This window comes from Lentilactobacillus parakefiri, assembly GCF_002157585.1.
GTDB lineage: Bacteria > Bacillota > Bacilli > Lactobacillales > Lactobacillaceae > Lentilactobacillus > Lentilactobacillus parakefiri.
This window is the reverse complement of the sequence record NZ_BDGB01000066.1, coordinates 1-16,364: the sequence shown is the minus strand read 5'-3', so window position 1 is coordinate 16,364 and position 16,364 is coordinate 1. Positions and strand designations below refer to the sequence as shown.

General features: G+C 42.7%; 14 protein-coding genes, 1 tRNA gene and 1 rRNA gene. 5 read left to right on the top strand and 11 right to left on the bottom strand.

Annotated elements, in window-relative coordinates:
- A 16S ribosomal RNA gene (locus tag LPKJCM_RS07295) occupies positions 1-452 on the bottom strand; the annotation flags it as partial.
- Positions 453-795: 343 nt separating this feature from the next.
- Entirely contained in the window at positions 796-1,176 is a 381-nt protein-coding gene (locus LPKJCM_RS07290; RefSeq protein WP_057961337.1) for a CvfD/Ygs/GSP13 family RNA-binding post-transcriptional regulator, read from the bottom strand.
- 153 nt (positions 1,177-1,329) lie between these two features.
- Between LPKJCM_RS07290 and LPKJCM_RS07285 the strand changes: the two genes are divergently transcribed.
- On the top strand, positions 1,330-1,974 hold the full coding sequence (locus LPKJCM_RS07285) for a VTT domain-containing protein (protein WP_057961338.1): 645 nt from the start codon (positions 1,330-1,332) through the stop codon (positions 1,972-1,974).
- Positions 1,975-2,022: 48 nt separating this feature from the next.
- Positions 2,023-2,110 (top strand) — tRNA-Ser (locus LPKJCM_RS07280).
- Positions 2,111-2,223: 113 nt separating this feature from the next.
- Here the strand turns inward: LPKJCM_RS07280 and LPKJCM_RS07275 are convergent.
- The 4 genes from LPKJCM_RS07275 to rnz are packed head-to-tail and all read right to left on the bottom strand — an operon-like array spanning position 2,224 to position 6,481.
- Positions 2,224-2,742 carry an adenine phosphoribosyltransferase gene (locus LPKJCM_RS07275; protein WP_305775280.1) on the bottom strand — a complete coding sequence of 173 codons (519 nt, stop codon included), beginning with the start codon at positions 2,740-2,742 and terminating at the stop codon, positions 2,224-2,226.
- A gap of 17 nt (positions 2,743-2,759) precedes the next feature.
- A complete protein-coding gene (gene recJ / locus LPKJCM_RS07270; protein ID WP_057961340.1) occupies positions 2,760-5,090 on the bottom strand; it encodes a single-stranded-DNA-specific exonuclease RecJ in 2,331 nt (776 codons plus the stop codon).
- Between the two features lie 14 nt (positions 5,091-5,104).
- On the bottom strand, positions 5,105-5,518 hold the full coding sequence (locus LPKJCM_RS07265; RefSeq protein WP_057961341.1) for a lipopolysaccharide assembly protein LapA domain-containing protein: 414 nt from the start codon (positions 5,516-5,518) through the stop codon (positions 5,105-5,107).
- A gap of 24 nt (positions 5,519-5,542) precedes the next feature.
- Positions 5,543-6,481, bottom strand: coding sequence for a ribonuclease Z (gene rnz / locus LPKJCM_RS07260; RefSeq protein ID WP_174659020.1), 939 nt, complete (start codon positions 6,479-6,481; stop codon positions 5,543-5,545).
- A 121-nt stretch (positions 6,482-6,602) separates the two neighbouring features.
- On the opposite strand from rnz, the gene LPKJCM_RS07255 reads away from it, so the two are divergent.
- Together LPKJCM_RS07255 and LPKJCM_RS07250 are read left to right on the top strand one after the other, a co-directional pair.
- Positions 6,603-6,890 (top strand): hypothetical protein, encoded by a 288-nt coding sequence (locus LPKJCM_RS07255; RefSeq protein WP_057961343.1) that lies wholly within the window; start codon positions 6,603-6,605, stop codon positions 6,888-6,890.
- 11 nt (positions 6,891-6,901) lie between these two features.
- Positions 6,902-7,648, top strand: coding sequence for a hypothetical protein (locus LPKJCM_RS07250; protein ID WP_057961344.1), 747 nt, complete (start codon positions 6,902-6,904; stop codon positions 7,646-7,648).
- Positions 7,649-7,703: 55 nt separating this feature from the next.
- On the opposite strand, the gene LPKJCM_RS07245 is transcribed toward LPKJCM_RS07250, so the two are convergent.
- The 5 genes from LPKJCM_RS07245 to LPKJCM_RS07225 form a co-directional block, all read right to left on the bottom strand.
- The gene (locus tag LPKJCM_RS07245) at positions 7,704-9,638 is read right to left on the bottom strand and encodes an acyltransferase family protein (protein WP_057961345.1); all 1,935 of its coding nucleotides are present in this window, start codon (positions 9,636-9,638) and stop codon (positions 7,704-7,706) included.
- A 42-nt stretch (positions 9,639-9,680) separates the two neighbouring features.
- Positions 9,681-10,982, bottom strand: a complete 1,302-nt coding sequence (obgE, locus tag LPKJCM_RS07240; RefSeq protein ID WP_057961346.1) for a GTPase ObgE — start codon at positions 10,980-10,982, stop codon at positions 9,681-9,683.
- Between the two features lie 129 nt (positions 10,983-11,111).
- The gene (gene uvrC / locus LPKJCM_RS07235) at positions 11,112-12,944 is read right to left on the bottom strand and encodes an excinuclease ABC subunit UvrC (protein WP_057961347.1); all 1,833 of its coding nucleotides are present in this window, start codon (positions 12,942-12,944) and stop codon (positions 11,112-11,114) included.
- A gap of 304 nt (positions 12,945-13,248) precedes the next feature.
- The gene (locus tag LPKJCM_RS07230; protein WP_057961348.1) at positions 13,249-13,998 is read right to left on the bottom strand and encodes an amino acid ABC transporter ATP-binding protein; all 750 of its coding nucleotides are present in this window, start codon (positions 13,996-13,998) and stop codon (positions 13,249-13,251) included.
- Positions 13,988-15,457, bottom strand: a complete 1,470-nt coding sequence (locus LPKJCM_RS07225; protein WP_057961349.1) for an ABC transporter substrate-binding protein/permease — start codon at positions 15,455-15,457, stop codon at positions 13,988-13,990. Before LPKJCM_RS07225 ends, LPKJCM_RS07230 begins: the two co-directional genes overlap by 11 nt.
- Before the next feature lie 200 nt (positions 15,458-15,657).
- Here LPKJCM_RS07225 and LPKJCM_RS13195 point away from each other — a divergent pair, with 200 nt between their 5' ends.
- Positions 15,658-15,828 carry an SPJ_0845 family protein gene (locus LPKJCM_RS13195; RefSeq protein ID WP_165758583.1) on the top strand — a complete coding sequence of 57 codons (171 nt, stop codon included), beginning with the start codon at positions 15,658-15,660 and terminating at the stop codon, positions 15,826-15,828.
- The last annotated feature ends 536 nt before the right edge of the window (positions 15,829-16,364 follow it).

The following is a 16,364-nucleotide window of genomic DNA, read 5'->3' as shown; positions in this document are numbered from 1 at the left end:
ACCCTTCATCACTCACGCGGCGTTGCTCCATCAGACTTTCGTCCATTGTGGAAGATTCCCTACTGCTGCCTCCCGTAGGAGTTTGGGCCGTGTCTCAGTCCCAATGTGGCCGATTACCCTCTCAGGTCGGCTACGTATCATCGCCTTGGTAGGCCGTTACCTTACCAACAAGCTAATACGCCGCGGGTCCATCCTAAAGTGACAGCCGAAGCCGTCTTTTAAACCAAAACCAGGTGGTTTTGGTTGTTATACGGTATTAGCACCTGTTTCCAAGTGTTATCCCCTACTTCAAGGGCAGGTTACCCACGTGTTACTCACCAGTTCGCCACTCGTCTCAATGTCAAATCTTTCAAGTGCAAGCACCTAAAATCTTTAACCAAGACGCGTTCGACTTGCATGTATTAGGCACGCCGCCAGCGTTCGTCCTGAGCCAGGATCAAACTCTCATCTTAAAGTGTTTAAAATGATAAGCCTGTGATAGCTCATGATTTAAAATTTATTATTTGTTTTACGAATTGACTTCGCAAATGTTTGGTTTCAATTCCGAAAAATTGAAACGCCCTGCACATTTGTTTGTCGAAAATTTTGTTCAGTTTTCAAAGGTCTACTTAGTTGTCGGAAGCGCTTGTTGCTCGCTTTTGACAACTATTTAATATTATCAGATATCCGTTTTGAAATCAAGTGATTTTTGTTCGAATTTCAAAAGTTAATTAACACTAGCCGATCAAATGGATATTTGACAACAGAAAATATTCTACCAATTTGTGAAACCCGGGTCAAGGACTTTCTTCCAAACTATCTAAAAAAGTTCTGGGCATCCTTCATCCAATCGGCTTTTGCTCTGGCAAGAGGCTTAAAACCGATATTCAAACGATAATTAGTCCAATAACGGACCCTCGCTGGTCGAAAACTCTTGGGCCGGCGAAGGATCTCAGGATTGACCTCACTACTGCGGGTAGAAAGACTAATTTTGCCAGAATATTCATCAATATCAATGATGAGCGCAGTAACAGTTTCCCCAACCCGAAAGATCTCATTAAGATTGTCAACGAAGCCAGTGCGACACTCAGAAATATGAATTAACCCCTGCGTATGTTCACCAATATCTAAAAACACGCCATAGGGCTGAATACCGGTTACGACTCCATTAACACTCATGCCTACCTTAAAGCCCATAATAATCATCCTATCTGTAATCTGTAACAATTGTATCGTGGATCAATTGATTTAACAACAAAACTTATTTTTTGTTAAAGGACAGGTAATAATTGGCCACCTAATCCTTGAATTTGGTAAAATCAGTTATAAATTTTGGAAAGGAATGATTACTTGAGCACGCTCATTGATTTTATCTTACACATCGACGATCACTTAATAAATATCGTGAATACATTCGGGAGTTCCACTTACCTCATTCTCTTTGCCGTCATCTTTATCGAGACCGGTACAGTTATCTTCCCATTTCTTCCAGGTGACTCGCTACTATTCGCCGCGGCAGCACTATCTGCCAACGTGAACTATGGTCTAAACATTGGCCTGTTTGTAATCATCTTTCTGGTTGCGTCAATTGGTGGTGATTCACTTAACTTCTTCTTTGGAAATAAATTTGGTGAAATCATTCCACGAAATCGAATCCTTGGAAAATTCATTAAAGAAAAGGATTTGGCAAAAGCGCGAGAATTCTTCGATAAGTATGGGGCAATGGCTATCTTCTTCGGCCGATTCATTCCAATCATCCGAACACTGATCCCATTTGTTGCCGCCACGAGTGATTTTCCCTACAAACGCTTCATTAAATACAATCTAATTGCATGTGTTTCTTGGGTCGCAATCTGCTGTGGCGCCGGTTATTACTTCGGCAACATCCCCGTTGTCAAAGAAAATTTCTCAATGGTTATCATCGGCATCGTTGCGATCTCCCTCATTCCAGCGGTTATTGGCTATGTTAAAACAAAATTTGTCTCTTCGAAGTAGACAGTAATTTACTTTCAGAACAACTCTTGATATAATTAAATCTGTTGTGGTGAGTTGGCAGAGTGGTAATGCACCGGACTCGAAATCCGGCGAACCGGCTAATACCGGCGCGCAGGTTCAAATCCTGTACTCACCTTATATGACAGTAAGCATCTCAGCGTTTTTCCGCTGAGATGCTTTTTTTATCCACTATCCAATTACAATAAAAAAGTTCATTGCCACTGACAATCCAGTGGTAATGAACTTGGTTTAATATTTAAGTAGTGTGAAGAAATCATAGTCTTTAACTTTTTCGCGGCCCTTAAAATCTGACAACTCAATCAAAAATGCTGTTCCAACAACGATTCCACCTAATTTTTCTACCAAACGAATAGTTGCATCAATCGTTCCGCCAGTTGCTAACAAATCATCGGTCACTAAGACCCGCTGACCCGGCTGAACAGCGTTGGTTCTTAAGTAAAGTGACGATTTACCATACTCCAAACCGTAACTTTCTTCGATTGTTTCTCCTGGCAGCTTATTCTTCTTCCGGGCTGGCGAGAAACCAACACCCAGTTTGTACGCAACCGGACAGCCGACAATGAATCCTCTAGCCTCGGGGCCGACAATCATCTGAACATTCCGCTCCTTAGCAAAATCAACAATCTTGTCAGTTGCTGCACGGTAGACTTCACCATTTTCAAGTAAAGGGGAAATATCTCTAAATAAGATCCCAGGTTCCGGAAAGTCCGGATATGAGGCAATATATTTTGAAAAATCGATTGGCATATTCTTTCTTCCTTTCATCAAACACCCAAACAGTCTTTAACGAAGCTGACCAATTCATGAGTATTTGAAACCAACAATTTCTTTTCAGCAGCCAGTTGTTCAACTCGGAGATGGTAACTTGGAGCTGATTTCAAATCACGGGCAGCGTAATTGGGGTTCAAATTAACCACCCGATTTTGAATGGTAATGAAATCCAACTCCAAAAAGACTTGAACCATAAAAATAATTGTCCGTGCAGAAATGTGCAGGTGCTTCGAAATTTGTTTTAACTGCGTTGCAATATTAATGTTTGAATGTTCTTTAACGAACCTAAACAGTTTAGCATAAGAATTCCGATCTGGCATCCCTATTTTGGAGAGCAGTTGCTTTTTATACAGATAGAGGACCGTCGTTTGTGGCTGAACCTTGGCTAACAGCTTAACCAAATCATCGATTACGTCTGGGCAGTCAACGATATACAAGCGTTCGCCATTAACCGATGCGCCAGTAATCTGGTCGTACATCATCGCTTGAGATTGGTTATCCACGTACCCCTGAAGCTGTTTGAAGACTCTTTCATGAAAGAAAACATAAACACCAGCGTGAGCAAACATCTGTCGGTGCAGCTCACGCGTCCGTTCATCAAGAACTGGGGGCAGCGTCTGATTCAAGTCATCGACCATCAATTGAAGGGTCGTCCGGTTGTTCCAAGTGTTCTCCCCAATTTCGCCAACCACCTGAATGGTCGTTTGAGGATTTTGCAACACTGAAGCAGCACTCCCCCTACCAAACGCAATTGCAGTCAGCCGATTGTTACCTTGAACGAGTGAAAATTTCAAGTGATCGTTAGCTTTACCCATCACTTTCACGTTTGCAAGCTGATCAAATTGGATCTGGAAAACGGGCTTTGGATTGTCCTGGCCGAATGGCGCCAAGGTCTTAATCTTTTCACATAAATCCGTTGTAATCTTAGATACTGGCATAACACCCGCAATATTTAATGGCGTTTTAGCCGATAAGTCCAGTTGTTGCTCTTCTGCAGCCTTCTCCAACTGGTCCCTCAATAAAGCTACCTTATTTTTGTTGATGGTTAATCCAACTGCTGAATGGTGGCCACCAAAGCCAACTGTTTGGTCGCGGATTGGATCAATTGCTTTGAACAAATCAAAATGATCGACACTGCGGCCCGATCCTTTAAGGTCATTACTGCCGTCAGTGTCAGTCATCACAATTGTCGGCCGCTGGTATTTATCAACCAGTCTACTGGCAACGATTCCCAAAACGCCTTGGTGCCAGTTGTGACCAACGACAACCAGGGTACGACGCGGAGAACTGTCACCACTATCTTCAACCGACTGAACGGCTTCGGTAAAGAATTGATCCACTAGTGACTTACGCAAATCATTCTGTTGGTTGGCAAACTTGGCTAACGATTCTGCACGTTCTTCATCAAATGTCGATAATAGTTCAACGCCGACCATAGCATCTTTAATCCGACCAAGTGAATTCAGCCGGGGAGCAATCCCAAAGCCAATGTCTTCCTCACTAAATCGTCCAAGGTCAATCCCGGCTTCTTTAATCAATGCCAGTAGCCCCGGACGCTGGCTATTCGAAATTGCCTGCACACCAAATTTGACAATTGCCCGATTTTCATCGCGTAATGACACAATGTCAGCGACCGTCCCAATGGCAGCAATATCGATCAAATCCGATGGCACTTCATCCATTAATGCTTGGGCAACTTTAAAAGCAACTCCGGCACCGCAAAGATCACCAAACGGATAGGCATCCCCATCATCGTTTTTAACCCGGGGGTGAATAATGGCATATGCATCGGGTAACTTTTCAGGAAGAGAATGGTGATCAGTCACCACAACATCACAATGCAGACTATTTGCCGCAGCAATCGCTTCGTTGCCGGCAACACCATTGTCAACGGTGACAATCAGCGTTGTCCCCTTTTGAATGACCTTCTGAAAGGCCTCAACGTTCGGCCCGTATCCTTCCGTAAACCGGTTGGGGATATAATAATCCACGTCGGCACCAAGGTCACTCAGTGTTTCATACATCATCGTTGTGCTGGTAATCCCATCCGCATCATAATCACCATATACGGTGATGTGCTCACCGCTTTCAACCGCTGTTTGGATTCGTTCAATTCCCTTGGACATATCGTGCATCAAAAACGGGTCATGAAAAGCACTGACAGCGGGGTTCAAGAAATCTTCCGCTGATTCAGCGCTGGTAATCCCCCGTTGGACCAACATGCTGGCGATAAACGGGTCAATATTGGCATCCTTGACCAACCGCTCAACGAGGGTTGAATCGGCAGGCTTTTCAAGTTGCCATTTATACTTGGAATCAATCATTAAAACACGGTACCTCACTTTTGAGATGACAATTTCTCGGTTAATTTGGCAATCTCGTCCTGTAAATCAGTAATTTGCTGATCCCGACTACCAATTTCCTGTTTGCCTGTTGAATTTTTCAAACGGGTCTCTAATACTTTGAGGTTATTATTGAGCTCATCAATTTGGGCATTTAAGGCAGCTTGTTGTTGCTGCTTTTCAGATTCAAGTTGCTTGTACTGACGATTCTTTTTGACATTTTGAGTTGATGAGAACAAAAAGATAATCAGGGCGCCAATTAAGAGACAAATTAAAATCAAGAGTACCAGTGGAACCTGAAATGATGCGAAACCAAAATTGACCTCAACCGATTCAAAATTCATCAGTGCAAAAACGGCAATAACAATAATTAATATAATACTGACAATGGTGCTAACTTGTTTTTTCAAAATGATCCCCCCATAAATGATCCGTTAATTCTTCTCAAACGGGATGTCAACAACATCAAAATCCTTCACAACTTTCGTATTAGAAAAAACGGTTTGTGCTTGCTTTTCAAGTTCATGAGCCATTTTACCAGTGTAGCGAGCAGAAATGTGATTCAATAAGAGCATCTTTGCACCGGCTTGCTTGGCAATTTGGGCAGCCTGCATATTAGTGGAATGAAAATAATTCTTGGCAAGCTTATTTTCACCCTTGCCAAAAGTACTCTCGTGGACTAATGCATCCGCGTGATCGGCCAATTTAACGGCATTAACCGTTTTGCGGGTATCCCCAATAATTGTGACGATTCGCCCCGGCTGCGCATGCCCGATCATTTCCTTGCCGTCAATAATTCGGTCGTCCGAAAGTTTAACAGTCTGTCCCATTTTTAGTTTGCCATAAACCGGTCCTGATGGAATATGTAGCTTCGTCAACTTATCGACCATTAGCTCACCTGGGTGGTCATGTTCGACGACTCGATACCCAAAGCTTGTAATGCGATGATCCAGCGGTGCCGCGTATACGGTAAACTTCTTTCCTTCAAATATTTTGCCGTCCGTGTCTTTGGGTAATTCATGGAAATTGATTTTGTACGACAGTCGGCTTTCAGAAATTTTTAAACTCACGTTGACATATTCTTTAATCCCCTTGGGTCCATAAATATCCAACGGGGTGTCACCGCCTTGGAATGAACGGCTGCTTAACAAACCTGGTAAGCCAAAAATATGATCACCATGCAAGTGGCTGATAAAGATTTTTTCAATCTTGCGGGGGCGAATTGTTGAGCGAAGAATCTGGTGCTGAGTTCCTTCGCCGACATCAAATAACCACACCGAGTTAATTTCGTCAAGTAACCGTAGTGCCAAGCTTGACACGTTGCGAAATTTGCCTGGAGACCCGGCCCCAGTACCTAAAAATTCAATTTGCATTATTATCGTTTCCTTATTTTTAAAATCGAGTTAGAGCGACTGACAGCGGCCAACCGCTTAAAATCACTTTTCAATTGTATCATAAATCCGTTAAAATAATCATTAGAAGGGAATGGGAGCGATGAATTTGGATGAGTTTTTTCAGGCCAGCGGCACATTGAACCCCAAGTTAACCTTGTTAATTTCAGAGGGACAACATTTTCTGCCGATCAATCAACTATTAATTGATAAAAATTCGTTATTGTTAGGGAAATCCAGCCCATCTCATGGTGGATTTGCTACAATAACCTTGGATCAGTTCATGACCAGAACCAAGCAACTCGCCCTCAAAACCGATTTGAGGACTTCAAACGACCACCAATTGATATTTGGGTTTAGAATTGTTAATAAATCAATTGTTTTTTACTAGGGGATAAAGCTATGAAAGTAAAAGGATCCTTATTCATTATAATTGCCATCCTGACAGTGGTATTAGCCGGCTGCGGTGGCAACAAAAGCAATCAATCAAACGAGAAGAAATCATTGAGCGCTGATATGTCGAATAGTTCCACCAGCTCGTCGACCAGTTCGAGCTCGAGCTCATCATGGTCAAATTATCAATATAAAGTGCCTAAATCAGTCCAAAAAAATGCTGATTATGTCAAAAATGGTGATTTGAGTACAAAACAACAATTCACGTTTGACCGTTTTGGAACGCGGCAGCAATTAGCTGACGTGTCCACCAAACCAGTTGATATTAAGGCGGATCAATTAACTTATAAGGTCAACCAAGTCAGGGTGATCAAGAACACTGCCAAGACGCCACAGGCTAAAGAAGCGGCCGAACAGGTCCTCAATCTTCGCAATATTCCCGACACTTATTACACTTTTGTCTTAAATTACACCGTTACTAATCATCATCACTTCAAAATTGTCCTAAATGGCGTCGATTACGTCAAAACAGATCAAGACCAGATGTTAACGACGACCAATCAATTAACCGATTCATCTGCGGGTAATAAAGTTGGTGCTAATCGCGCTGTCAGCTTTGCAATGACTGGATATCTCCATAATTATGCCAGTCATCCGGCAACAAAGCTCACCATTCAGTTTGGTGCCATTTACACGATGAACCAGAAGAAAGTGGCCGCCTCACCGGATTCTACCTTGACGATTGATTTAAGATGAGCGAACAAAAAAGTTTGAAGTCACTCCAGCTAATGAGCTGAATGACTTCAAACTTTTATTTTTTACTATAAAAATCGCTAATTGATGTCGCAATTAAATGAGTGTAGTAAATATTCCCCTTAGGGTTTGGATGAACATTGTCGTTCCAGAACCAGTCCCGCCGATTCAAACTGTAACCATGCCAATCAATCAGGTGCATATTCTTATGACGCTTAGCTGCAGCTCGAATAGTGTGGTTAACCTCTGTCTCCCAGTTTCTGGTAGGCACATGGGTCGTCACCCAGAAAATCTGGTGCTTAGGTCCAATGGATTTGATAACTGAATTAATTTGTGCTGAAGTCATTGGTGAGTTGGTTCCCAAATTAATTAAAATGTTGGGTGCTAACTCATTTTTCTTCTTCATTTGGGTCAGAACTTGGCCAGCCTGCCAAATTTGTCGACCAACGGCAGCGGAAACATATGCATTTTGAAAGACATTCTGCAAATCATGACTGTTATCAGCCAAAATCGAGTCGCCAATGGCCGTTAATGGCTGTTGATAGACTGTCAGATACTGACGTTTATTCAGGCCATAATGCTTTGCGATTTTATACTGCTTAACGGTCAACTTTTTTTTCAGAAGTTTCTTCATCCGCTTTTGATTGGCGGTAAGTTTGGAAGCCTTTTTCTGTTTGGCTAATGCTGCCTTATTGTTCGCATTGGCCGTCTTCTCATTTTTAGAAATATTTTCTTCCAACACATTTTTAGCGTCTTTAGTTGGTGAAATTGCACTTCCGTATACAGAAATTCCGATCAACAACATTGCCGGAATTAACCATAGCCGTTTCCACCCATAATCGGAATTCGGCTGAAAAAATTCGTAAATCGATCGGCCCAAATTTTTGTACTTATAATGTCTTAACGGCGCTTCAATATAGCGATATGACAACTCACTAATAATCATAATGAGCGCAATTTCAATTGTTGCATTCATCAATGGATGATCCGCAATGTTTTGAACTTTAATCTCATAAAAGATCATGACTGGAAATTGATAAAGATAAATCCCGTAGCTTCTAGTTCCCATCCATCTAAACACCGGATTGGTCAACCATCCGTTCACATCTGCTCCGGGATGAGCACAAGCGGCAATCAACGTCGTGGAAGCGATCGCCATAATGAACATCCCACCGCGATAAGTAAATGTATTTTGGCCTGAGAGTTCAAAATACAAATAAGCAATGATTGCAAGCGACACCAATCCAACAATATTGAGTGCCCAGCGTGATCGAGTGGTAATGTTCTTCTTAAGGTGGGTTGATGGCCAGATGACAGCCAGCAAAGCCCCAAAGACAATGGAAAACATCCGCGTGTCAGTTCCGTAATATACCCGGTTCAGCGTATCCGGACCAGTATATAAAAATCCCATCAAAATACCAGACCCAATTGCCAGCACCAGCAAAATATTGGCAATCGTACGGCGTTTACGGATAATTAGAACCATTGCGGTTAGGATTAACGGCCAAATTAAGTAGTATTGGCCTTCAATTGACAACGACCACAGATGGGTAAACGGCGATTCACCGTTAAACCGGTCAAAGTAGCTTTGGCCATGGCCAACTTCCCACCAATTGTACACATAAAGGAGATTGGTCGTAATAATTGAACGAAGATTTGTTAATAAAGAGCGTTGGAACAGTGTTATGTACGTGCCGGTTCCCACCAGCATGAACACTAGAGCAGGGTAGAGCCGCTTGAGACGACGTGCATAGAATCCCCAGAAATCGATTCGGCCGTTCTGTTCCCATTCCTGCAATAAAAGATCGGTAATCAAATAGCCAGATACCACAAAGAACGTTGGAACCCCCAGGTAGCCCCCTTGTAATTTATACGGCAGCAAGTGGTAGATGATAACGCCAACTACTGCCAGCGCCCTGATGCCATCAAAACCGGATATATAACGACTGTTTTTGAGTCGTTTGCCTTGTTTTTTAGTTTGAACCTGTTGCATTTGAATATTCCCTACCCTATATGAATTTTTTCCCCAAACAACTTATTCAACATATGTGAATGAAAAATCTAGGATGGTCACTGTGTCCCCATCTTTGGCGCCCGCTTTTTGCAAAGCAGCATCAATTCCCATGCCATGCATCTGTCGAGCAAATCTTAGCATACTCTGATCATGTTCAGTATCTGTCATCTTAAATAACTTCTCAATCTTATCGCCAGAAATGACCCATGACTCATATTCTTTATCATATTCAATATGGAAATCACTTGTCTCAGCTGGCTTGTAGTCATATTCCTTAGTCTTATCACCGACTTGTTCCATGTCTGAAAGTTTGGTTGTATCAAGCAAGTCTGCGGTTCGTCTAACCAATTCAGTTAATCCTGTATGAGTTACTGATGAAATTGGAAAGATCTCCCGTGCGTGATCGACATTGACATGTTCAGCCAACTGGTGCTTAAACGTCTGAAGGTTATCCGAAGAATCAGGTAAGTCCATCTTGGTAGCCACAATAATCTGTGGTCGCTTCAAAATGCGCTCATCATATTGTTCGAGCTCTTTATTGATTGCTAAATAATCCTCGAATGGATCACGACCTTCAAGTCCAGACATATCGACTAAATGAAGAATGACTCTGGTTCGCTCGACGTGTCGTAAGAACTGAAATCCCAGCCCAACACCGTTTGAAGCGCCTTCGACTAATCCTGGTAAATCAGCCACTGCAAAATCACGGCCATCATCTAACCTGACCATGCCAAGGTTGGGAACCAAAGTTGTAAAATGATACCCGGCAATTTTTGGTTTGGCACTAGTAATAACCGATAGTAATGTCGATTTGCCAGAGGACGGAAATCCGACCAGCCCAACATCTGCCAACACCTTTAGCTCAAGGCTCAATGATACTTCTTGACCAGGTTCCCCATTTTCAGCAATCTCTGGAGCAGGATTGGTTGGACTGGCAAAATGAATGTTTCCACGCCCGCCACGGCCAGCCTTGGCGACAATCAGTTCTTGGCCCGGTGTAACCAGGTCACCAATCACTTCACCTGTATCAGTATTGGTGACCGTGGTTCCTTCAGGGACGGGAATGACCAAATCTGTTGCACTACGCCCCGTCATAGACTTGTTGGCACCGTTTCCGCCATTCTTGGCCTTAAACTTTCGGTGGTATCGGAAATCCATTAAGGTATTCATACCAGAGTCCACCTTAAAAATGACGTTTCCACCACGCCCGCCATCTCCGCCGGCAGGACCGCCATTTGGAACATACTTTTCCCGTCGGAAGGCAACCATGCCGTTTCCGCCGTTTCCAGCTTTTACATTAATCTTTACTTGATCAACAAACATCTTATCACCATTTTAATTAATTCTAAATTAATCCCAATTCGTTAGTTACGTGTTCAATACTCTAGCAGTATACCGAGTTTCATACATCAGGTCAAAACAATCTTAAAAAGAAAGCCCTTCCTAATCAATTTAATGCGTGAGCTTTTTATCCTGATAATTTGTGACTTTTCGCTCCTCGTCAATTTTGCTTAACGAGAATTTAATTGTTTGTGCCACCGTCTCCGAAATTCCCAGTTTACGGATGTCTTCAATCGGGGCATTTGAAATTTTTCTGAGTGATCCGAATTTACGGAGCAATTTATTACGGGTCTTAGGACCGACGCCAGTAATTGAATCCAACCTGGAACTCAATGAATTCTTGGTATGAACTTTATGATGATAGGTGATCGCGAATCGGTGGACCTCATCTTGAATCCGTTGGAGCAGATAAAAGCCCTGACTTTTTGGATCCAGTTGCAGTGGCGTGTCGTTATTGCCAAACAGCAAATCAGCCGTTTGGTGGTGCGTATTCTTAACCATCCCACCAACCGGAATCGTCAATCCGAGTTCATTGACCAAGACATCCTTGACGGCATTCATCTGAATCACACCGCCATCCATCAAAATCAAATCGGGCATCTCAGCGTGTTCCTTAAGCAGGCGGGTATACCGACGCCTGATGACTTCCTTAGTGCTGGCAGCTTCATCCGCATGATCGACGGTCTTTAATTTATATTTTCGATAAAGGTTCTTGTTGGGCTGACCGTCGACAAACACAACCATTGCTGAAACCAGATCAGCTCCTTGAATGTGCGAATGATCAAAAGCTTCAACTTTATGCCCAGGGGCAATTCCCATGGCATCGGTTAGTTCTTTCATGGCGCCTGTGGTCTTGCTCTCATCAAGCTCCAACAGTCGAAATTTCTCTTCTAAGACCATCTGGGCATTCTTACCCGCCATCTCCAAGAGATCGCGCTTCTGGCCTCTCTGAGGGGTTCTAACGGGAACATCTTCAACAACGCGGGCGATGACATCTGTCGGCAGTGATTTTGGCACCAGAATTTCCCTAGGCAAAATCTGATTCTTCTGCTTATAAAATTGAGAGATAAAACTGACCATTTCTTCTTCCGGATCATCGATAATGGGAAAAAGACGCTTCTCACGCTTCATCAGCCGCGACTGACGGATGAAGAAGACCTGAATCGATAACCAGCCTTTATCCATATAGTAATTAAAAATATCGCGGGGGGTATTATCAGTTGAAATAATTTTTTGCTTTTCAACCGTAATCTCAATGTACTTAATAAGATCACGAATTTCGGCAGCTCGTTCATATTCCATTTTGGCGGCTGCTTTTTCCATTCTAGTCGTCAACATCTGCTTGGCATGGGAAACATTGCCATTCAGAAATGACTTGATTCGTTTGATTTGCTTGGCATAGGTTTCTTCAGGCACTACTTTAAAACAGGCCCCGAGACACTGCCCCATATGATAATACAAGCATGGGCGGTTCTGAAATCCATTGCACCGACGCAGTGGGTACACCTTCTGCAGAAAGTTAACTGTCTCTTCCGCAGCATAGACGTTTGGATACGGTCCAAAATAAAAGCCGCCATCTTTCAGCAATGTATTGACGATTTTAATCTGGGGATCCCGTTCATTGGTAATCTTGATGTAAGGATAGCCACCATTTCCCTGTTTTAATTTGATGTTGAAATACGGCCGGTGTTTTTGAATCAAAGTAATTTCAAGTAAGAAGGCTTCTTTATCGCTAGAAACCACAATGTATTCAAAATCGGCAATTTCGGAGACCAACCGAGCGGTTTTACCTTCGTGGCTGCTCTTAAAATAAGAACGCACCCGGTTCTTTAAGTTTTTGGCTTTTCCAACATAAATAATCTTGCCGTTGATATCCTTCATCAGGTAACAGCCAGGCATGTCGGGCAATAATGCCAACCTATGTTCGATATATTCACTTGCCAAAAAACTCACTCCTTTCATAATATTCACCTAAAAATTATACACCGAATATATGTTTGGTTCAACTGAAGTGCCCCAGAACTTACTAGAGCGAATAGTGATCAAAGAATGTATCCCACCAAAAATCCAAGCCTTTCTGACAACCATCTGGTATCGATAAATTCTACAAGATTTGGAGGCTAATTTCATCTATCAACCTCTTTTTACTTTCAGAAAAGCCCCAGGCAATTGAAGTAAAGAAAAAGATCGGCGATAACCAACCATTTAGGTTCATTTCACCAATCTTTGTAATCCTTAAAAAGGTACATTAAACATTTTGAATAATCTTGCCGATAAAGTCCTTGGCTCGCTCGTTTTGTGGATTGTCAAACAGCTCGTCCGGTTTATTTCGCTCCAGGATGTAGCCGTCAGCCATAAACCAAACTTCGTCGGCAACTTCTTTGGCGAACCCCATTTCATGGGTCACAACAACCATTGTCATGCCGTCTTTGGCCAACTCATTCATAACTTCAAGCACTTCACCAACCATTTCCGGATCCAGGGCACTCGTTGGTTCGTCAAATAACATCACTTCCGGATTCATGGCTAATGCCCGGGCAATTGCTACTCGCTGTTGTTGACCGCCTGACAGACTGCTTGGATAAGCATTGGCCTTTTCAGCTAATCCAACGCGATCCAACAGATGCATGGCAATCTTTTGAGCTTCGTCATCCTTCAAGTGTTTGACCCGAATTGGTGCCAGCTTCAAATTTTCAATAACCGTCATGTTGGGGAATAAATTAAAGCTTTGAAAGACCATCCCCATGCGTTCTCGTAAGTTGATCAGCTGTTTTTCATTAACATGAGTCAGATCGGTTCCTTCAAACTTCACTTCACCAGAGGTCGGCTTTTCCAACAAATTCAGGCAACGTAAAAAGGTGCTTTTACCTGCTCCGGATGGCCCGATCACACAAATAACTTCGCCAGATTTAACGGTCCCGTTAATGTCTTTGAGGATTTCATTGTCACCAAATTTTTTATTTAAATGATTGACTTCAAGAATTTTTTTATCCTGCATGTTTCATCTTCCCTTCAAAGTGGTTGAGAACCCTGGTCAACGCAAACGTCATGACAAAGTACAGCAGCATGGCTACGAAGATCGGCATAACCCCACGGTACGTATCTGCCCGAACAATGTTTAACTGATAAATCAAATCGGTAACCCCAATAATCGAAACAATTGAACTTTCCTTAATCAGAGAGATAAACTCATTTCCCAATGCCGGCCAGATGTTCTTGAAAGCTTGCGGCAAAATGACAAATCGCATCAAGTCGCCCTTTGACAAGCCTAAGCTGGCAGCCGCCTCTGTCTGACCTTTGGCGACGGAATTGATCCCGCCCCGGATGATTTCAGCAACGTAGGCGCCACTGTTCAACGACACGGCAATCATCCCGGAAATCAATGCTGGAATATTGACGACAACCCCGATTCCAAAGTAGACAAACAGAACTTGAACCATTAACGGGGTGCCTCGAATAAATTCCGTATAACTGATTGCCAGGCCTCGAAGCCATTTTTGTTTGGAAAAACGCATCAGTGCGAGGATGACGCCAATCAGTACCCCAAAGAAGGTCGAAACAACCGATATCAGGATTGTATACTCAACCCCTTTGGCAAAGTACTTCCAGTAATGAAACATTGAGGTGTTGACCGTATTGACCTTCATATACTTGCCGGCTCCAGCCAGATACTGTTCAGTCAGATTCTGCTTTTTAATCTGGTCGATACTCTTGTTGACGGCTGCAACTAAACTCCCTGAACCCTTCTTAAAGGCGATTGCAGCACCGATTTCATTTTTGTTCAAATGATAACCCGACGAAATCATTTTTAGACTGGGATCATTTTTGACATAGGCCTCTGCGCTGGGCTTTTCAATCCCCAGGGCATCGATCTTATGGGTTTTGAGTGCCAGTACCAAGTCTGTTGATTTATCCATCCCCTTAACGGTGGAATTAGGAATCTTTTTCTTTGCCAGACCATACTGCAAAGTTCCTGTTTGAGCACCAATTGTCGCTCCCTTTAAGTTCTTGGCACTTTTGTACTTATTGACATCGCTGGAATTAATTAAGAAACTCTGGCCGCCTGAATAGTAGATCTTTGAAAAATCAACACTTTGACGACGAGCTGCGGTTGGATTAATCCCCCCAATCGCCATATCTGCCTTGCCGGTTTGAATCGCAACCAGCAGTGAGTCAAAGTTCATGCTTTTAATCACCAACTTAACGTGGAGATCCTTAGCAACCTTTTTGGCAACGTCGATATCCATTCCCACGATTTTATCCTTGCCATTTTTATTCACTTGAAATTCGTATGGCGGATAATCGGGGCTGGTAACCATAATGAGTTCTCCACGCTCTTTAACCCGCTGCAGTGACGTGTCTGCGGCAGCTGCCGAGTTTGAAAAGACTGTGGTCAAAGTAAATACAGCGGCAATCATAATAAATATCTGAATAATTGCTTTAAGATTCTTCTTCATCAAGTTTCCCTCTTCCAAATTTATAATAACCAATACATTACACCCAAAATATATTTTATGCAAGAAAAATCTTGATTAAGTCGTTTTTATGCATAATTAATACATATATGCATTTGAAAGCGAAAATTGGCCAACAAATGTGACTTTTGCGATAAGATTTGCTATAGTTATGACGTAAAAGGGTAAGGAGATGAATCTCAATGGCATTAAAGGTCAATCGCCAAAACGACATGGATGCAATGTTCGGTAAGTTTGCCGAAATGGATCCGGAAGATAAAAAACGTGATAAGTTCTTAAAACACGATAAAAAAGATAAAGATAAGAAACGCAAGAATGAACCAAAACCGGAAAAGAAGAAGAGATGGTTCTAGTTAGAGCGCGACAAGACCCGGTTAGGACCCAGAACATAAGCGAAAGCTTCCAATGATGAACGGTTTTTGTTCATCGTTGGAAGCTTTCGTTTATGTGGCCGGGTCCTGGGTCGTCGGAGCGTATTTTCAAAGCATAGGGGAGCTCAAAAGAGCATAATAAACGCACCAAAGTGTGACGAGACCTATGTGACCCTGGAGTGTAAGGCGGAGCCCGTTTCGGAGAAGAAAAGGGCCGGAAGATGCGATTTCTAAAGACACTTTGATTGAAATCCCCGGGTTTGGGATTTGAATTGAAGTGCCTTTAGAAGTTAGCATTTGGTCCACGGAACACGTTTCGACCAGATACCATCACACCAACCACAACCAAATAAACATGAGGACAATCAAAAGAGGCTGGGACAAAAGTCCTAGTTAACGCAAAAAAGCTTCGGAAATTTTTCCGAGGCTTTTTTGCATTTTATGTAGCACAGAGAATTCAACTCTGCTATTCTTAAATCGACAAAAACCCAAGGATAGGAGTGAATCTCTATGTACAA